This window comes from Streptomyces sp. NBC_01166 (assembly GCF_045039765.1).
Taxonomy (GTDB): Bacteria; Actinomycetota; Actinomycetes; order Streptomycetales; family Streptomycetaceae; genus Streptomyces.
The window spans coordinates 2,509,017-2,527,071 of the sequence record NZ_CP108613.1 but is presented as its reverse complement, the minus strand read 5'-3'; the positions used below and the strand labels follow the sequence as shown (position 1 = coordinate 2,527,071).

The window sequence follows — 18,055 nt, the reverse complement described above, 5'->3', positions numbered from 1 at the left end:
CCTCAGCGGGCGAACTTCTCGACGGCGGCGGGCGTGACCGGGGTGAAGAAGTTCACGAGGTTGCCGTCGGGGTCGCGGAACAGGAGCGAGCGGTTGCCCCACGGCATCGTGGTGGGCTCCTTGACGAACTCCTCCACGACCCCGGTCAGGTTCTCGTGCACGCCGTCCACGTCGTCGACGAGGAATTCGAGGATGACGCTCCGGTTGTCGGCCGGACCGGCGGAACCGGGTGAGAACAGCGGGACCGTGCGTGTGCTGCCGATCGCGAGGGTGGCCGAGGCGGTCCTGATCTCGGCGAAGTCCTCGGTGGACCAGTCGGCGGCCACTCCGGTGGCACGCTCGTAGAAGTCGACGAGGCGGACGATGTCGCCCGTGATGATGCGGACAGAGACGAAGTTCATGGGTGCTCTCCTGGTCGTTCGGTGCTTCTGACCGAACGCTACGACCGATACCGGGCGGAACCCGCCCGGTATATGGGGGAGACTTCCTGGCATGCCCCGTCCAGTCGCCCGCGTGCTCACCCTGCTGGAACTCCTGCAGTCCGGAGGCGTCCGGACCGCCTCCGAACTCGCCGGCCGGCTCGGCGTCGACGAACGCACGGTGCGGCACTACGTCGGCCACCTCACCGACCTCGACGTGCCCGTCGAGTCGGTGCGCGGCCGCTACGGCGGCTACCGGCTCGCCCCCGGTCACCGCCTGCCCCCGCTCATGCTGAGCGACGACGAGGCACTCGCCGTGCTGCTCGGCCTCGTCGCGGGGCGACGGGCCGGACTGACCTCCACCACGGGCACGGCGAGCGACACGGCGACGGCCAAGATCCGGCGGGTACTGCCCGAGCGGCTGCGCCTCAGGCTCGACGCCGTGCTCGGCGCCCTCGCCTTCACCGCTCCGCCCGGCGAAGCGCTCGCCCCGGACTCCGGGGTCCTGCTCCCGGTGGCCGACGCGGTGAACCACCACCGGCCGGTCTCGATCCGCTACACCTCGTCGGACGGCCGCCGCAGCGAACGCACGCTGCACCCTCATGGACTCGTCGCCCACTCGGGCAAGTGGTACGTGACGGCCGCGGATCTCACGGCGGGCGAGGACCGGACGTTCCGGCTGGACCGGATCACGGATGTGAGGACCCTGCCGGGCTCGTTCGAGCCACCCGAGGGACTCGACCCGGCGAAGCGCGTACTGACGGCGCTCGCCACGGCGCCGTACCGGCACGAGGTGACCCTCCGCGTCCAGGACACGGCCGAGCACATCCACGCACGGCTTCCCGCCGGCATCGCGATCGTGGAGGAACCGCCGTCCCCGGGAGACGGGGACACGGGGACCGAGCACTGGTCCCGGGTCGAGCTGCGCGTGGAACGGCTCGACTGGCTGCCCGCCGTGCTCGCCTCGCTCGACCGGCCGTTCGTCATCGAACGCCCGGACGAGCTCCGCGGCCTCGTCGAAGCCTTCGCCGAACGGCTCAGCGACTCGGCCCGGCGGGATCCGCCCCGGGCGTGAGCGCAGCCGCGGGGGTCAGGAGCCCTGCGCCGCGATCAGACCGGGCAGCCGGTTCAGCACGCGCACCTTGCCGTCCGCGCCGCCGGCGCCCTTCCTGGGCACGTAGACCAGCTGGCTGGAGACCCGTTCCTTGGTGAGGGTGCTCTTCACCTCGCCGGTCAGCAGCGCCTCCACGTCCTCGGTGACGGTCGGCCGCAGGCCCTCCGCCGCCGTCTGCCGCTCGAAGTGCTTGCTGCTGAAGAAGACCAGCGCCCCGCCGTCCTCCGTCGTCAGGCCCAACGGCGCGAACGTCCCGGAATCCAGCGCCTGGTCGACGTACTGGTAGGAGAAGCCCGCCCTGCGGGTGTTCTTCCGCGCCTCCCGCCAGCCCGAGGTCATCGATCCCGGGGCGAACACGTCCGGCGCACCGTCCTTGAGGTAGCCCGTGTACGTGGTGCTCAGCTCCGCCGGCGGGGTCGCAAGCGCCGCGTCCGTGTCCGCCGAGGGCACGGGCTCCGCCCAGCCGTCGGCGTCCTTGCGGAACTTCGGGATCTCGGACGCGGAGGCGACCGCCAGATAGGAGACCTTCCACACCGCGTCCGGCGAGCTGCGGACGAACGTCAGCAGCCAGCGGGTGTCCTGCTTCCCGCTGTCCTGGTCGCGGTTGGAGTCCGTGTCCGCGACGAACCAGCGCGGCCAGCCGGCCTTCTTGGGAATGACGTAGGAGGCGTCGGTCAGCTCCAGAGGCTTGTGGTCCGGGTTCCCCTCCGGGCTGGTCTTCTGCCGTGCGGTCAGACCTGCCTGGTTGATCGCGCCGAGCGAACCGGTCACCCGGTCCTCGTCGAGCGCCGGATCGTACGCCTTGTCCGCCTCGTTGTACGCGACGAGGAAGTCCTCCAGGGCCTTCGCGGCCTCGGACTTCGTCGCTCCCGGCACGACTTCCAGTTCACCGTGCACCGTCACGCAGCCGCTCGCCGTCACGACCAGTACCGTCGTCGTCGCGAGCCCCGCCGCCAGCCGCCCCAGCCTTGTCATCCGTCGCCTTCTGCGCCTTCTGCTCCGTCATCCGCACCGACGGCCTGAACCCTACCGGGGCGAGGAACAGCACGAGCGTCGGGATGAGGTACAGCGCCCACACCGTGACCTGAAGAACGGTCGGATCGGCCTGGAAGTTGAAGACCCCCTTGAGCAGGGTGCCGTACCAGCTGTCCGGCGGAATCGTGGTCGTGATGTCGAACGCCTTGTTCTCGAGGCCGCCGAGGAAACGGGCCTCCTGCAGGTCGTGCACGCCGTAGGCGAGCACACCGGCCGCCACCACCACGAGCATGCCGCCGGTCCACGTGAAGAACGTCGACAGGTTGATCCTCAGGGCGCCCCGGTAGAACAGCCAGCTCAGCACGATCGCGGTCGCGATGCCGAGCAGCACCCCGATCAGCGGCGACGAGGAGCCCTCCCCGCTCGCCCGCACCGACGCCCACACGAACAGGGCGGTCTCCAGGCCCTCACGGCCCACCGCGAGGAAGGCGGTGGCCACCAGGGCACCTGTGCCCATCGCGAGTGCGGTGTCGAGCTTGCCGTGCAGCTCCTTCTTCAGATGCCGCGCGGTACGCCGCATCCAGAACACCATCCACGTCACGAGCCCCACGGCGATGATCGACAGCGACCCCCCGAGCATCTCCTGCGCCTCGAACGTCAGCTCCTGGGAGCCGAATTCGAGGGCGGCGCCGAAGCCCAGCGAGATGGTGCAGGCGATGGCGATGCCGATCCACACCGGCCGCAGTGCGTCACGGCGGCCGGACTTGACCAGGTAGGCGATGAGGATGCAGACGACCAGGCCGGCCTCGAGCCCCTCGCGCAGACCGATCAGATAGTTGCCGAACATGCCGGTCCTTCCACGGTGTCGGTCATGAGAACAGCGCCCGGCCCCACCAGTCGTCCGGGTCGCGGACACCGGGCGGAACGGCGAAGACCGCCGAACCCACGTGCTGGATGTACTCGTTGAGCGCGTCCGAGGCCGCGAGACTGCGCTGCACCGGGATGAAGCCCGTGCGGACGTCCCGCTGGTAGGCCAGGAAGAAGAGCCCTGCGTCGAGCCTGCCCAGACCGTCCGTACCGTCGGTGAAGGAGTAGCCGCGACGCAGGATCGTCGCCCCGTTGTTGGTGTCCGGGTGCGCCAGGCGCACGTGCGCGGTCGGCAGCATCGCCTTCAGGAACGGCTCGTCGCGCTCCTTGGCCTTGCCGACGGGGGCGCCCTCACCCTTGTCGCGGCCGAAGATGTCCTCCTGCTCCTGCAGGGGAGCCCGGTCCCACGTCTCGATGTGCATGCGGATGCGCCGGGCCACCAGATAGGAGCCCCCGGCCATCCACCCGGCGTCGCCCGTCCCGTCCGCCCACACGTGCTTCTTCAGCGCGGCGTCGTCCGTGCCGGAGATGTTCCGGGTGCCGTCCTTGAACCCCATCATGTTGCGCGGAGTCTGTGCTCCGGGCGTCGTCGAGGACGTCTTGCCGAACCCCAGCTGCGACCAGCGGATGGCGGTGCGTCCCATCCCGATCCTGGCGAGGTTCCGGATGGCGTGCACGGCGACCTGCGGGTCGTCCGCGCACGCCTGGACGCACAGGTCCCCGCCGCTGCGGGCGGCGTCCAGGTTGTCACCGGGGAACTTCGGCAGATCCACCAGCGCTTCGGGCCGCCGGCCCTCGATGCCGAAGCGACCCCTGTCGAACAGGGACGGGCCGAAACCGAGCGTGAGCGTCAGCCGGGACGGCCTGAGGCCCAGCGCCTCGCCCGTGTCGTCCGGCGGGGCCTCCGCCGGCCCCCCGTACGCCCCCTCGCCGACGGCCCGCCCGGCTGTCATCCGCTCCGCGGCCCGGGTCCATTCCTTGAGGAGGGCGATCAGTTCGGCCCGGTCCTCCGTCGTCACGTCGAAGGAGGCGAAATGCAGCCGGTCCTGGACGGCGGTGGCGATCCCCGCCTGGTGAGCCCCGTGGAAGGGCACCGCCGCGCCGCTGTCCGAGGCCGGATCCGTGCCCCCGTCGGAGCGCACCGATGCGACGGCACCGCCCGCCGCCACGGCGCCGAGCGCCAGCCCGGCACCGCCCCAGCCGAGCAGCGCGCGTCGCGACGGGGCGGCGGCGCCGTCGGAGTCCTCGTCCCCGGTCATGATCGGGCCCCCGCTCACTTCGTGACCGCGGCGGCCAGCTTGGACAGCGGCTCCGCGAGCGCGTTGACGGCGTCGGAGAGCTCCTTGCGGTCCGCCTTGCCGACCTTGTCGTACGAGGTGAAGTCGTAGGAGGTCTTGTCCGTGCGGTACTTGTCCAGCAGGGTGTTCAGCGCCGCGAACTGCTTGTCCAGGGAGGCGGTCAGCGCCGCGTCGTTCTTGGACGCGATCGGCTTGAGGAGCTCGTAGGACTGCTCCGCGCCCTCGACGTTCGCCTTGAAGTCGACGAGGTCGGTGTGGCTGTAGCGCTCCTCCTCGCCGGTGACCTTGCCGGTGGCGACCTCGTCGAGGAGCTCCTTGGCGCCGTTGGCCATCGAGGTCGGGGTGATGTCCGCCCGGCCGACCCGCTTCTGCCAGTCCAGCAGGTCCTCGTGGAGAGTGGGCGCGAGCGCCTTCTCCTCGGCGCCCAGCTTCCCGTCCTGCCACAGCGCCTTCTCCAGGCGGTGCCAGCCGGTCCACTTCTGTCCGTCCTCCAGGCCGTCCTCGCGGACGTCGACCTTCGGGTCGATGTCACCGAAGGACTCGGCGACCGGCTCGGTACGCTCCCAGCCGATCCTGGAGCCGGCGTACGCCTTCTTCGCCGCCTCGATGTCACCCGCGGCGACGGCGTCGGTGAAGACCTTCACCTTGGGCAGCGTCTCGTCGGCCTGCGCCTGCACATAGGTGCGGTAGCCGGCCACGGCCCGGTCCATCTCGGGGCTGCGCGCGGCGGCCTTCCCTCCGGTGACCTCGACCGTCTGACGGATGCCCTCGCCCTTCATGCCGGGCTTGCAGGCGATCTCGTACGTCCCGGCCTTGATCTCCGCGGTGATCTTCGCCTTGGTGCCCGGGCCGATGTTCTCGCGCTCGGTGACGATCCGGTCGTCCGGGAAGAGGACGTAGACCTCGGTGACCTTGGATCCCTTGTTCTCGACGGCGAGTTCGACGTGGCCGGCCGGGATCTTCTTCGAAGAGACCTCGCAGGAGTCGTCCTTGGCGACCACCTGGACGGCGGCGTCGCCCTTGCCGTCGCTCTTCTCGGCGCAGCCCGTGACGGCGGTCAGTGCGGCCACCGTGGCGACAGCGGTGACGACAGAGGAACGAACGGCTCGCATGCGGGGCTCCACAAGGGTGAAAGAGCGGGAAGTGGTGCGGACGAATAGTAGGTGAGGCGGGCCTAACTTAACCGGGCCTTACCTCGCCCGTCCCCCCAGGTCGCGTGATTCAGGTCTCACTCATCCGGACCGGAAACGCCCCGATCACGGCACTCTCATGGGAAGCCCACAGGAGGGTCAAGGGCGGGTCAAGCAAGCCTTTTCGGTGCGGCGAGCGGCGCTCCGGCCCGTGGGCCGGGGGACCCCCCGAGCCGCGGGCGGCCTCGTCGCCCGGGGCCGGTGGGCCGTGCACGGTGCTTGAATGCGGAGGTGAACGACTTCGAGGTACCCGACGGCATCGACGTACTGCGTGTGTTCTGCGGCCCGGACGGCCGCCACGGCAACGCGCTGGGCGTCGTGCGTGACGGGCGCAGGTATCCCGGCAACGAGTCCCGGCAGGCGCTCGCGGGGAAGCTCGGCTTCAGCGAGACGGTCTTCGTGGACGACCCGGAGCGCGGCACCGTCGACATCCGCACCCCCGGGCTGCGGCTGCCGTTCGCGGGGCATCCGCTCGTCGGCGCGGCCTGGCTGCTCGACCTGGAGGTGCTGGAGCTGCCCGTCGGGGACGTGACGGCCCGCCAGGACGGCGAGTTCACCTGGATCACGGCCCGCCCGGAATGGGCGCCGCCGAGGACGCTGGAGCGCTACGCGTCCGTCGCCGAGGTCGAGGCGCTGACGGGCCCGCCGCCCGGCGAGGGCTGGCTCTACGTCTGGGCCTGGGAGGACGAGGCCGCCGGGCGCGTACGGGCACGGGCCTTCCCGCGCCGGGACGACAACATCGACGAGGACGAGGCGACCGGTGCGGCGGCCATGCTGCTGAGCGCCGAGCTCGGCCGGGCCCTCAACATCACACAAGGGCGCGGCTCCCAGATCCTCACCGCACCCGCGCCGGACGGCACGATGGAGATCGGCGGCCGCGTCCTTCTCGTGTCCGCGTCCTGACTACGCGCTGAGCGGGAAGACCTCGCCGAGCTCACGGAAGACAGCGGTGTTCAGCGCGAAGGCGCGCTTGCACTCGTCGATGATGCGCTGCTTCTCCAGGTCGTCGGCGTTCACCGCGTCCAGCAGCTCCCGGTACTCCCGCTTGAAGGCGGCCGGGTTGGAGATCTGCTCGAACACGTAGAACCGCACCCCGTCACCCTTGCGGTCGAAGCCCCAGGTCTTCTCCGCGGTGCCACGGATGATCTGGCCGCCCGAGAGGTCCCCGAGGTAGCGGGTGTAGTGGTGCGCGATGTACCCGGCGGGCCACTCGCGGGCGCACTCGGCGACCCGCGCGGCGTACGCGGCGGTGGCGGGCAGCGGCTCCAGCCCTTCGCGCCACCCCTCGCCCCGCAGGTGGGTGAGGTCGCGCTCCAGCGCGGCCGTGCGCATCAGCTCCGGCTGGACGAAGGGCCCGGCGACCGGGTCCTCGCGCAGGGCCTCCGCGCCGTCCTCCAGCGCCCGGTAGACGAACCACAGCTGCTCGGTGTAGCGCGTGTAGGCGTCCACCCCGAGCCGTCCGCCGAGCATGTCGCTCATGAAGGTCGAGGACTCGGCCTCCGTGTGCTGCTCGTGCGAAGCGGTGCGGATGAGAGTCGAGAAGGGCGTGGCGGTGGCGGTCGAGTCCAAGGCGGGCCTCCGGGGACCGAGGGGGACGGGAAGTCCGGACAGAAACGTATGAACCGGTAGCGGCTGTGCACGCCGCCGCGCACCGATACGCAGATCCTCCTGCTTAGGTTTACCTAAGTCAACAGGTTCCCGACCGCCTGTCGGTAAAAGCGGCGCGCTACGGAAGGGTGAGGATCTCCGCTCCGGTCTCGGTCACCACCAGTGTGTGCTCGAACTGTGCGGTCCGCTTCCGGTCCTTCGTCACCACGGTCCAGCCGTCGTCCCACATCTCGTAGTCATGGGTGCCGAGCGTGAGCATCGGCTCGATGGTGAAGGTCATCCCGGGCTGCATCACGGTCGTCGCGTGCGGGCTGTCGTAGTGCGGGATGATCAGACCGGAGTGGAACGAGGAATTGATCCCGTGCCCCGTGAAGTCGCGCACCACCCCGTAGCCGAACCGCTTCGCGTACGACTCGATGACGCGGCCGATCACATTGATCTGCCGGCCGGGCCGCACCGCCTTGATGGCGCGGTTCAGCGACTCCCGGGTGCGCTCCACCAGCAGCCGCGACTCCTCGTCGACGTCGCCGCAGAGGTAGGTGGCGTTGTTGTCGCCGTGCACGCCGCCGATGTACGCCGTGACGTCGAGGTTCACGATGTCGCCGTCCCGCAGCACGGTGGAGTCGGGGATGCCGTGGCAGATGACCTCGTTGAGCGAGGTGCAGAGCGACTTCGGGAAGCCCCGGTAACCGAGGGTCGACGGGTACGCCCCGTGGTCCACCATGAACTCATGGGCGACCCGGTCGAGTTCGTCGGTGGTGACCCCCGGCGCGATGAGCTTCGCCGCCTCCTCCATCGCCTGCGCCGCGATACGGCCCGCGATCCGCATGCGCTCCACGGTGTCGGAGTCCTGGATCTCCGGCCCGGTGTACGGCGTGGGGGCGGGCTTCCCCACGTACTCGGGGCGCCGGATCTTTCCGGGTACGGAACGGACGGGAGTGATCTCCCCTGGTACGAGGAGCGACTGGCCAGACATGTCAGCGAGTCTAACCAGCGCCCTCGGGGCACCATGGCAAAGAGGAAAGGATCCTGCGATGGCCCTGTTCAAGAAGCGCACGGTGGGCAAACCGGGCGAATGGTACTACTGCCTGGAACACAAGAAGGTCGAGGAGGGCCCCGAGTGCCCCGGCAAGGACCGCTTCGGCCCGTACGCCACCCCGGGGGAGGCCCAGCGCGCGATGGACACGGCGCGTGAGCGGAACCTGGAGTGGGAGACCGACCCGAAGTGGCACGACCGCACGGACCGGCCGACGGGCGAGGCGCCCGACTAGGCCGCCCGACTAGGCCGTCGGAGTCTCTTCCGGGTGGACGCCCACGGCACGCCGCCGTGCGGCGTCCTCGTCCGTCTCGGAGTCGTACGTGAGGAGCTTCGGCAGCGCGACGGCCAGCAGCGCGACCGAGGCGACACACGCCACGCCGCCCGACCAGACCGCTGCCCTCGTGCCCGTCCAGCCGGCCATCGCGCCCGCCCTGACCTGGCCGAGCTGAGGGCCGACGCTGTAGGAGAGGACCTCGATCCCGGCGAGCCTGCCCCGCAGCTCGTCGGGGATGGTCTGGTTCCAGATCGTGGAGCGTCCGAGCCCGCTCAGCATGTCGCCCGCGCCCGCGACCCCCAGGCAGCACAGCACCAGCCAGATGTTCCCGAACCATCCCGCCGCCGCGATCGCCAGGCCCCACACCGCGGCGCCGCCCACGACGAAGAGCCCGTGCCGGCGCACCCGCGAGGTCCAGCCGCTGGTGAGACCCAGCAGCAGCGACCCCACGGACCCGGCCGCATACATCAGGCCCAGGGACCACTCCGCGTCCAGCTCGTCCGCCAGGAACGGGAAGATCGCGTTCGGGAAGGCGAAGAACATCGCGGCGAGGTCGATCGCGTACGTCCCCAGCAGCACCGGGCGGCTCCAGGCGTACCGCGCACCCTCGGCGATCCCGCGCAGCGACGGCTTCTCGGCGTCATGGGCGGGCGGCGCCGACGAAAGCCTCAGGCAGAGCAGCACCGAGACGCCGAACGTGACGACGGTGACGCCGTACGCGGTGGCGTGCCCCGCGTAGGCCACCACCACGCCGGCCAGCGAAGGGCCCGCGATCGCGCCGACCTGCCAGCGCAGGGAGTTCAGCGCGGCGGCGGCTGTCTGCTGGCCGTGCGGGACGATCCTGGCCATCAGCGAGTCCAGCGCGGGCCGCTGCAGCCCCGCCAGCGCGGAGACCCCGCCGGCCACCACGTACAGCGGCCAGAGCGCCGGTTCGGGTGCGAGGGCGTTCGCCAGCAGCACGACGGCCAGCAGGCCGAGCCCGGCCTCCGTGGCGAGGATGACCTTGCGCCGGTCGGCGGAGTCGGCGAGCGCCCCTCCGTACAGCCCGAAGACCACCAGGGGCACGAGCTCCACGGCGCCCATGGCCCCGACGGCGAGCGGTGACCCCGTGAGGTCCTTGATCTGCAGCGGCAGTGCGATCAGGGCCATGAAGCTGCCGAAGTAGGTGATCAGCCCCTGGATCCACAGCAGCCGGAAGTCGGCGGAGGAACGCCAGGGGGACAGATCGGGCAGCAGGCGAGGGGTCACGGGGGATCATGCTCTGCCGCCCACGGCCCTTCGGGCAACCCATTTCCGCCGCGGTGGGGGCAGGCCCCTCACCAGCGGGCCGGGGGCGGGGCCGTCAGCTGGTCGGCCAGGCGGGAGAGACGGTCGCGGAACGTGCGGCGGCCCCGGGGGGACGGGGCGCCGTTCTCTCCCGCGGCCGCGCTGACCAGGTGCTGGACCGTGTCCAGGTCGACGTCGTCGCCGTCAGAGACCGTCAGCGCCTCATGGGCGAGGCCCCGCACCTCCGGGTCGCCGCCGTCCAGCGCGAGCACCGTCGCCCCCGCGCGCCGCGCGTCGTGCACCCGCTCCAGCAGGCCGCCGTCCGGCTGCTCGGGCGCCACCACGAGCAGCGTCTCGCCGCGCCCGGCCCTCTCGATCCGGCCCAGACCGACGGCCAGGTGCACCGGGTCGTCCGGCTCCACCCGGTGGCGTACGAGCGTGGGCCTCAGCTGCGGCAGACCCGACCACGTTGACTCGTCCACCAGGTGCGCGGCCATGTGCCACGGCTCGTAGACCTCGGTCCCCACCAGCAGCAGCCCGCCACCCTGCGGCACGACCGACGCCCGCAGGGTCCGGGCGAACCCCCGGGCCGCGGCCGGCCACTCCGTCCCGGCGAGCACCTCACGCAGCAACGCGACACGTACGGCATCCATGGCCCGGCATCATGCCGCGCTCCCGGCCTCTCGGTCGCCCGATCGCGTGCGATCCACCCGAACGGGAACCTCCCGCCGTGATGCGCGTCGCACAGACGCGGGGTGAGGGTCCCGCCTCGCTACCTGGCAGTAGGGTCGGCGCCATGACTACGAATGACGCCGGCAGCGCCCCCAAGCCCCCCGCCAAGGACCCCTGGGACCTCCCCGATGTGTCGGGACTGACCGTGGGAGTGCTCGGCGGGACCGGCCCCCAGGGCCGCGGCCTCGCCTACCGCTTCGCCCGCGCCGGGCAGAAGGTCGTCATCGGCTCGCGTGCCGCCGACCGTGCCGAGGCCGCCGCAGCAGAGCTGGGCCACGGCGTCGAGGGCGCGGACAACGCGGAGTGCGCGCGCCGCAGCGACGTCGTGATCGTCGCCGTGCCGTGGGACGGCCACGCCAAGACGCTGGAGTCGCTGCGGGAGGAGCTCGCCGGGAAGCTCGTCGTCGACTGCGTCAACCCGCTCGGTTTCGACAAGAAGGGCGCCTACGCCCTGAAGCCCGAGGAGGGCAGCGCCGCCGAGCAGGCCGCCGCCCTGCTGCCCGACTCCCGGGTCACCGCCGCCTTCCACCACCTGTCGGCGGTGCTCCTCCAGGACGAGACGATCGACGAGATCGACACCGATGTGCTGGTGCTGGGGGAGGCGCGCGCCGACACCGACACCGTGCAGGCGCTGGCGGGCCGTATCCCCGGCATGCGCGGCATCTTCGCCGGCCGGCTGCGCAACGCGCACCAGGTCGAGTCGCTGGTGGCGAACCTGATCTCCGTCAACCGCCGCTACAAGGCACACGCGGGGCTGCGCACCACCGACGTGTGAGGCCCTGCCCGGAGCCGAATCGGGCATGAGGGACACTGGACGGGACCGCGCACCATCCCCGGACAGGAGCACCAGCCCTCATGCCCCGCCTCGCTCTCTACGCCAGCATCGTCTGCGTCCTCGCCGTCGCCGCGGCCGTGGTCTCCTTCGTCCAGGGCAGCATCCTGCTCGGCGTCGTATGGGTGCTGCTGGCCGGCCTCTCGTCGAACATGGCGTGGTTCTACCTGCGCAGGCACAAGGCGGAGTCCCACGCCGAGACCGCCTAGCGGATCAGCGCGCAGCCCGGGTCCTGGTCACCGAACCACTCCTGCCAGAAGCGGTAGGTGTCGAGCCCGCAGTAGGTCTCGACCTCGCTGACGCCCAGGCCCCGCAGCAGCGCGTCCACGGCGTCGAAGAAGAATCCGTTGACCTCCGGGATCCACAGGAGCGCGAAGACCGCGATCAGGCCGAAGGGCGCGAACGGCTCCACCTGGCGCCGGATCCTGTACGAGAGCCAGGGCTCGATCACGCCGTAGCCGTCGAGGCCCGGGACCGGCAGGGAGTTCAGGATCGCCGCCGTCACCTGGAGGAGCGCGAGGAACGCCAGCGCGAGCCGGAAGGACAGCGGAACACCGTCCAGGGCGCCCAGCCAGAACGGCGCCGTGCAGACGATGGCGAACAGCACGTTCGTCAGGGGGCCGGCCGCCGAGATCAGGCTGTGTTTCCAGCGCCCGCTGATGCGGCCCCGCTCGATGTAGACGGCCCCGCCCGGCAGGCCGATGCCGCCCATGATCACGAACAGCACGGGCAGCACGATGCTCAGCAGGGCGTGGGTGTACTTGAGCGGGTTGAGCGTCAGATAGCCCTTCGCCCCGATCGAGATGTCGCCGCTGTGCAGTGCGGTGCGCGCGTGCGCGTACTCGTGGAGGCAGAGCGAGACGATCCAGGCCGCGGTGACGAAGAGGAAGACCGCGAAGCCGGTCTGCTCCGCGAAGCCCGTCCACACCGCCCAGCCCGAGACGGCCATGACGGCGACGATCCCGAGGAAGATCGGGCTGACCCGCCGGTCGCTGGGTCGGCGGAACGCGGTGGTCATCGGCGGCACTCCTGGGGGGCTGGACGGCGGCTGGAGCCCCCGAGAGTACGGGTGACACCGCGAGAACGTCTCACGGGTGGGTGGCAGTTCCCCGGAGGACGGGGCCTTCACGGACAATGGGCGCGTGCACTACGGCATCCTCGGTACCACCCGCGCTCTCCGCCCCGACGGCACTCCCGTCGCCCTCGGCGGGGCGCGGCTGCGCGCCCTGCTCACCGTGCTCGCCCTCAGTCCCGGCCGGACGGTCCCGGCCGGGGTGCTCGTCGACGAGGTCTGGGACGGCGACCCGCCCGCCGACGCCCCCGGCGCCCTTCAGGCACTCGTGGGCCGGCTCCGGCGAACGCTGGGCCGGGACGCGGTCGAATCGGCGGCGAACGGCTACCGCCTCGCCGCCGATCCGGACGCCGTCGACCTGCACCGCTTCGAGCGGCTCACGGGCGAGGGCGCCCGGGCGCTGCAGGACGGCGACGCGGCGAAGGCCGCCACCGTCCTCGACGAGGCGCTCGCCCTGTGGCACGGGCCCGCCCTCGCCGACCTGCCGGACCGCGCCGTGGCGGCGGCACGCTGGGAGGCCAGGCGGCTGGACGCGCGCCGGGCCCGCATCGGGGCCGTCCTCGCGCAGGGCCGTGCCGACGAGACCCTGCCGGAACTCGCCGGGCTCTGCGCCGACCACCCGCTGGACGAGCCGCTGCAGGCCCTCCGGATCAGGGCGCTGCGGGACGCCGGACGTACCGCGCAGGCGCTCTCGGCGTACGACGAGGTGCGCACCCTGTTCGCCGACCGGCTCGGCACCGACCCGGGCCCCGCACTGCGCGCCCTGCACGACGGGCTGCTGCACCAGGACCCGCCCGCCCCGGCCCCCGCTCCCGCCGCCCCCCTCGCCGCGCGACCGGGCAATCTGCGGGCCAGGCTCACGAGCTTCGTGGGCCGGGACGCGGACATCGCCGGCCTGCGCGAGGACCTGACCCGGGCCCGGCTGGTCACCCTCCTGGGCCCCGGCGGCGCCGGCAAGACCAGGCTGTCCCAGGAGGCCGCCGAATCCGTCGACCCCGCCGCCTGGCCGGACGGCGTCTGGCTGGCCGAGCTCGCGCCGGTCGCCGACCCCGAAGCGGTGCCGGAGGCGGTCCTCACCGCGCTCGGCGGCCGCGAGACCGTGCTGCGCGGCGCGGGCGCCGAGGAGCTCCGGGCCGCGGAGCGCGGCGCGGGAGAACCGCTCGCCCGCCTCACCGATCACTGTTCCGGGCGGCGCATGCTGCTGCTCCTGGACAACTGTGAGCACCTCATCGAGGCGGCCGCGGCCCTCGCCGACCATCTGCTGGCCCGCTGCCCGGGGCTCACCGTCCTCGCGACCAGCCGCGAACCCCTCGGCGTACCGGGCGAGTTCGTCCGGCCGGTCGACCCGCTGCCCGACCCGATGGCGCTGCGCCTGCTCGCCGAGCGGGGCGCCGCCGCGCTGTCCGGCTTCCGGGTCGACGCGGACGAGCGGACGGCGGCGGCCTGCGCCGAGATCTGCCACCGCCTCGACGGTCTCCCGCTCGCGATCGAACTCGCCGCCGCCCGGCTGCGCATGCTCACCCCCCGTCAGATCGCCGACCGCCTCGACGACCGCTTCCGTCTGCTGACCAGCGGCAGCCGCACCGTACTGCCGCGCCAGCAGACCCTTCGGGCCGTCGTCGACTGGTCCTGGGACCTCCTGGACCAAGACGAACGCACCGCCCTGCGCCGGCTGTCGGTCTTCTCCGGCGGCTGCACGCTCGCCGCCGCCGAGGCGGTCTGCGCGGACCGGCCGGAGGACGCGTACGACGTCGCGGAGGTGCTCGGCTCGCTCGTCGACAAGTCCCTCGTCGTCGCCGCCCCCGCCGCGGACGGACGGATGCGCTACCGACTCCTGGAGACCGTCGGTGAGTACGCGGCCGAGCGGCTCGACGAGGCGGGGGAGCGGGACCTGGTCGAACGCAGGCACCTCGTGTTCTTCCGGGAGCTGGCCCGTACGACCGACCCCGAACTCCGGGGCGCCGGACAGCTCGCCGCTCTCGAACTGATCCAGCGCGACTACGAGAATCTGCGCACCGCCCTGCGGCGCGCCATCGCCGCCCGCGACGAGCAGGAATCGTTCTGCATGGTGCTCTCGCTCGCCTGGTACTGGCAGATGCGCGATCTGCGCAGCGACGCCCTGCAGTGGGCCGAGGCCGCCGCCGAGCTGGGCCCCGACCCCTTCGCCGGGCCCGCCCGCCCCGCACCCTCCCTCCACGAGCGCTGCACCGACGCGCCCCCGCCGATGGGCCCCGAGCTGCTGGAGGAGGCGCGGCGTCAGGTGGCGCTGGTCCAGCTGGCCGGCATGGACGACGCGATGGACGCCTGGATGAACGCGGGAGGCATGGATCGCCTGCGCGTCATCGCCGCCACCTACCGGCCCGGGCAGCCGCAGACCTGCCGCAGCCCGGGTTCGCTCTGGTTCTTCGCCGTCATGTTCACCGGGGACATCTCGGACCTGCGCGAACTGCTGAACGAGAGGGTCCGCGCCTCCCGGGAATTCGGATACGAGTGGGAGCTGGCCTCAGCGCTCCAGGTGCGGGCCAACGTGCTGGCCAACCGGCCCGACTGGGCGGGCGAGGCCCATGCGGACGCCGACGAGAGCCTGGAGATCTTCGGCCGTCTCGGGGACGACTGGGGCGCGGCGGAGGCGCTCTCCTCGCGCGGCGAGGCCAACGAGAAGAAGGGCGACTTCGCCCGTGCGGCCGAGGACTACCAGGCCGCGATCGGTTATGCGGAGAAGCTCGGTGCCAAGTCCCAGGTGCTGGTGCTCCGCACCAGGTACGCCGCCGCGCTGGTGGAGCTGGACCGCGGCCCGGAGGCCGAGGTGATCTTCCGGGAGGTGCTCGTCGAGGGGCGGCACGCGGGCCACGAGGGGACGGCGTTCGCCCGGTTCTTCCTGGCCATGTGGCTGGGGGCGTCCGGGCGCACCGTCGAGGCCCGTGAACAACTCGTCACGCTGCAGGGTGAGTTCGCCGTCGAGTCCTCGGTGGAGTTCTTCCAGGCGTTCGTGCTGGGCGGGCTGGCCTGGCTGGACAGCCAGGAGGGGCTGTACGCGGACGCCCTGGCCCGGAGCCGGGAGGCGCTGGCGCGGGCCGACGACCGGCTGTCGCAGATGGTGGCGCCGCAGATGAACGTGCACTACCTGGTCACCGTGGCGCGGGCGCTGGGCGGGCTCGGCGGGGAGCGCCGGGCCGCCCACGGAGCCCGGCTGCTGGCCGCCGGAAGGACGCTGCTGCCGAACGGGCACGTGCCGACGTCGATGGAGCGGGACAACTACACCGCGGCCGAGGAAGTGGTCCGCGGCGTCCTCGGGGACGCCGCCTACGAGGCGGCGTACGCCGAGGGCGTCGGCCTCTCCCTGGAGGAGGCCAACGCCCTCGTCGACGCGTCCGCGGACTGAGTGGAGGTCAGGACTTCTTGCGGAACTTGGACACCGCGAGCGGGGCCATCACCACGGTGATGACCACGGTCCAGCCGAGCGTCAGCCAGACCGAGTTGCCGAGCGGGCCGCCCATCATCAGTCCGCGCGCGGAGTCCGCCAGGTTGGACAGCGGGTTGTAGTCGGTGAACGTCTGGAGCCAGCCGGGCATCGTCTGCGTCGGGGCGAAGATGGAGGAACCGAACTGGAGCGGCATCATCACGATCATCCCCATTCCCTGAACGGCCTGGGCCGTCTTCATGCTCAGCCCGAGCAGGATGAAGATCCACATGATGGCGGCGCCGAACGCGGCCGCCAGAGCGATCGCCCCGATCAGCCCGAGCACCGATCCCTGGAGCTCCATGCCGAGGGCGAAGCCCATGCCCAGCAGGATCAGCGTGGCGACCGTCATCCGGCCGAGCTCGACCACGATCTTGGCGATGAGCACCGAGGAGCGGGCGATCGGCATGGTGCGGAACCGGTCCATGACTCCCTTGCGGAAGTCGTCGTTGACACCCGAACCGACCGCCATGGCGATGTTCATGCCCATCATCGCCATCAGGCCGGGGATCAGGTAGTTCAGATAGTCCTGCCGGTCGCCGCCCAGGCTGCTGCCGACGGAGCCGCCGAAGACGTACACGAACAGCAGCACGAAGATGACCGGCATCAGGAGCGCGTCGAACATCGACTCCGGATCCTTCTTGATCTGGAGCAGGTTGCGCCGCACCAGCGCCCCGATGTGGCGCAGGTTGTTCCGCAGTCCGATCCGGCCCTCGTCGTGGAGGGTCCTGGCCGGTGCGGACGCGGCCGCGTCGGTGGGGGCGGGCGTCAGAGTCGTCGTGCTCATGCCGCGACCTCCTGGGGAATCGTGTCGGTGACGGTGGCCTTGTCGCCCGTGATGGCGAGGAACACCTCGTCCAGGCTGGGCAGCGCGGTGGCGACATGGGCGAGTGAGTAGCCCCGGGTGCCGAGCAGGCCGATCACGGCGGTCAGCTGCTCGTCGCTGAGGATCGGTACGTAGAGCAGTCCCTCGTCGGGGACCGCCTGGGCGCCGGCGACGCCGTCGAGACCGGTCTCGCGCAGCGCCTGCGCCATCGCGGCCAGTTCGGCGGGGTCGGAGGGCCGGATCTGCAGGGTGCGGCCGCCGACCTTGGCCTTGAGCTCGTCGACACCGCCCCGGGCGATGATCTTTCCGTGGTCGATGACGGTGAGCTCGCTGGCGAGCTGTTCGGCCTCTTCCATGTACTGGGTGGTGAGCAGCACGGTCGCCCCCTCGGCGACCATCCGCTGCACCTCGTCCCAGACCTCGTTGCGCGTACGGGGGTCGAGTCCCGTGGTCGGCTCGTCCAGGTAGAGGACGGCCGGGCTGCCGATCATGGAGGCGGCCAGGTCCAGCCGGCGCCGCATGCCGCCGGAGTAGTCCATCGCGGCCTTCTTCGCCGCGTCGGTGAGGGAGAAGCGCTCCAGCAGCTCGTCGGCGCGGGACCTGGCCTTCTTGCGCGGCAGGTCGAGCAGCCGCCCGATCATGTAGAGGTTCTCCCAGCCGGAGAGCTTCTCGTCGACCGAGGCGTACTGCCCGGTCAGGCCTATGGTGCGGCGCAGCTGCCGGGGCTGCTTCACCACGTCGTAGCCCGCCACCACCGCGTGCCCCGCGTCGGGCAGGATCAGGGTGGACAGGCAGCGTACGAGGGTGGTCTTCCCGGCGCCGTTGGGGCCGAGCACGCCGAGGACGGTGCCCTCGCGTACGTCGAGGTCCACACCGTCCAGCGCCTTGGTCTCGCCGTAGTGCTTGACCAGCCCCCGCACCTCGACGGCGTTCCTGCCGTCGCTGAGGTTCTTGTCGTTTCGCGTCATGGACACCATCAGACCAGCCGTCACCGACAAGTCACCGACATGTCGCTGACAGCGGGCCGACAGCAGGCGACAGCCCGCCGATGGGGGAAGTCGGCGGGCTGTCGGTGGTGCGGCA

18 protein-coding genes are annotated in these 18,055 nt (G+C 71.6%); 6 read left to right on the top strand and 12 right to left on the bottom strand.

Going from position 1 to position 18,055, the window contains the following annotated elements; all coding sequences use genetic code 11:
• Nucleotides 1–2 precede the first annotated feature (2 nt).
• On the bottom strand, nt 3–401 hold the full coding sequence (locus OG379_RS11640; RefSeq protein WP_393765202.1) for a VOC family protein: 399 nt from the start codon (nt 399–401) through the stop codon (nt 3–5).
• Nucleotides 402–492: 91 nt separating this feature from the next.
• Here OG379_RS11640 and OG379_RS11635 point away from each other — a divergent pair, with 91 nt between their 5' ends.
• Nucleotides 493–1,494 (top strand): helix-turn-helix transcriptional regulator, encoded by a 1,002-nt coding sequence (locus tag OG379_RS11635; protein WP_405661827.1) that lies wholly within the window; start codon nt 493–495, stop codon nt 1,492–1,494.
• 15 nt (nt 1,495–1,509) lie between these two features.
• Here OG379_RS11635 and OG379_RS11630 read toward each other — a convergent pair whose 3' ends face one another.
• The 4 genes from OG379_RS11630 to efeO are packed head-to-tail and all read right to left on the bottom strand — an operon-like array spanning nt 1,510 to nt 5,785.
• Nucleotides 1,510–2,508: a hypothetical protein gene (locus OG379_RS11630; RefSeq protein WP_405661825.1), complete on the bottom strand. Its 999-nt coding sequence runs from the start codon at nt 2,506–2,508 to the stop codon at nt 1,510–1,512.
• The gene (efeU, locus tag OG379_RS11625; protein ID WP_393765195.1) at nt 2,420–3,355 is read right to left on the bottom strand and encodes an iron uptake transporter permease EfeU; all 936 of its coding nucleotides are present in this window, start codon (nt 3,353–3,355) and stop codon (nt 2,420–2,422) included. Before efeU ends, OG379_RS11630 begins: the two co-directional genes overlap by 89 nt.
• Nucleotides 3,356–3,377: 22 nt before the next feature.
• On the bottom strand, nt 3,378–4,634 hold the full coding sequence (gene efeB / locus OG379_RS11620; protein ID WP_405661822.1) for an iron uptake transporter deferrochelatase/peroxidase subunit: 1,257 nt from the start codon (nt 4,632–4,634) through the stop codon (nt 3,378–3,380).
• 14 nt (nt 4,635–4,648) lie between these two features.
• The gene (gene efeO, locus OG379_RS11615; protein ID WP_393765191.1) at nt 4,649–5,785 is read right to left on the bottom strand and encodes an iron uptake system protein EfeO; all 1,137 of its coding nucleotides are present in this window, start codon (nt 5,783–5,785) and stop codon (nt 4,649–4,651) included.
• 309 nt (nt 5,786–6,094) lie between these two features.
• On the opposite strand from efeO, the gene OG379_RS11610 reads away from it, so the two are divergent.
• Complete coding sequence (locus OG379_RS11610) at nt 6,095–6,766, top strand: PhzF family phenazine biosynthesis protein (protein ID WP_393765189.1); 672 nt, start codon at nt 6,095–6,097, stop codon at nt 6,764–6,766.
• On the opposite strand, the gene OG379_RS11605 is transcribed toward OG379_RS11610, so the two are convergent.
• Nucleotides 6,767–7,432 (bottom strand): heme oxygenase (biliverdin-producing), encoded by a 666-nt coding sequence (locus tag OG379_RS11605; protein ID WP_405661818.1) that lies wholly within the window; start codon nt 7,430–7,432, stop codon nt 6,767–6,769. It lies immediately after the preceding gene.
• A 157-nt stretch (nt 7,433–7,589) separates the two neighbouring features.
• Nucleotides 7,590–8,447 carry a type I methionyl aminopeptidase gene (map, locus tag OG379_RS11600; protein ID WP_393765185.1) on the bottom strand — a complete coding sequence of 286 codons (858 nt, stop codon included), beginning with the start codon at nt 8,445–8,447 and terminating at the stop codon, nt 7,590–7,592.
• Between the two features lie 58 nt (nt 8,448–8,505).
• Here map and OG379_RS11595 point away from each other — a divergent pair, with 58 nt between their 5' ends.
• Nucleotides 8,506–8,742: a hypothetical protein gene (locus tag OG379_RS11595; RefSeq protein ID WP_405661816.1), complete on the top strand. Its 237-nt coding sequence runs from the start codon at nt 8,506–8,508 to the stop codon at nt 8,740–8,742.
• A gap of 9 nt (nt 8,743–8,751) precedes the next feature.
• On the opposite strand, the gene OG379_RS11590 is transcribed toward OG379_RS11595, so the two are convergent.
• Both OG379_RS11590 and OG379_RS11585 read right to left on the bottom strand, forming a co-directional pair.
• Entirely contained in the window at nt 8,752–10,032 is a 1,281-nt protein-coding gene (locus OG379_RS11590) for an MFS transporter (protein WP_405661814.1), read from the bottom strand.
• Nucleotides 10,033–10,100: 68 nt separating this feature from the next.
• Nucleotides 10,101–10,703 (bottom strand): hypothetical protein, encoded by a 603-nt coding sequence (locus tag OG379_RS11585; RefSeq protein ID WP_393765180.1) that lies wholly within the window; start codon nt 10,701–10,703, stop codon nt 10,101–10,103.
• Nucleotides 10,704–10,846: 143 nt separating this feature from the next.
• Here OG379_RS11585 and npdG point away from each other — a divergent pair, with 143 nt between their 5' ends.
• Nucleotides 10,847–11,557, top strand: a complete 711-nt coding sequence (npdG, locus tag OG379_RS11580) for an NADPH-dependent F420 reductase (RefSeq protein WP_405661810.1) — start codon at nt 10,847–10,849, stop codon at nt 11,555–11,557.
• Between the two features lie 80 nt (nt 11,558–11,637).
• Nucleotides 11,638–11,823, top strand: coding sequence for a hypothetical protein (locus tag OG379_RS11575; RefSeq protein ID WP_405661807.1), 186 nt, complete (start codon nt 11,638–11,640; stop codon nt 11,821–11,823).
• Here the strand turns inward: OG379_RS11575 and OG379_RS11570 are convergent.
• Entirely contained in the window at nt 11,820–12,632 is an 813-nt protein-coding gene (locus OG379_RS11570) for a site-2 protease family protein (protein ID WP_393765174.1), read from the bottom strand. The two genes, OG379_RS11575 and OG379_RS11570, sit on opposite strands and share 4 nt — an antisense overlap.
• Before the next feature lie 124 nt (nt 12,633–12,756).
• On the opposite strand from OG379_RS11570, the gene OG379_RS11565 reads away from it, so the two are divergent.
• Nucleotides 12,757–16,068, top strand: coding sequence for a BTAD domain-containing putative transcriptional regulator (locus OG379_RS11565; RefSeq protein WP_405661804.1), 3,312 nt, complete (start codon nt 12,757–12,759; stop codon nt 16,066–16,068).
• A gap of 7 nt (nt 16,069–16,075) precedes the next feature.
• Here the strand turns inward: OG379_RS11565 and OG379_RS11560 are convergent, their stop codons facing one another.
• Nucleotides 16,076–16,933, bottom strand: a complete 858-nt coding sequence (locus OG379_RS11560) for an ABC transporter permease (RefSeq protein ID WP_405661801.1) — start codon at nt 16,931–16,933, stop codon at nt 16,076–16,078.
• On the bottom strand, nt 16,930–17,949 hold the full coding sequence (locus OG379_RS11555) for an ATP-binding cassette domain-containing protein (RefSeq protein ID WP_393765168.1): 1,020 nt from the start codon (nt 17,947–17,949) through the stop codon (nt 16,930–16,932). The genes OG379_RS11560 and OG379_RS11555 overlap by 4 nt, the downstream gene beginning before the upstream one ends.
• Nucleotides 17,950–18,055 lie beyond the last annotated feature (106 nt).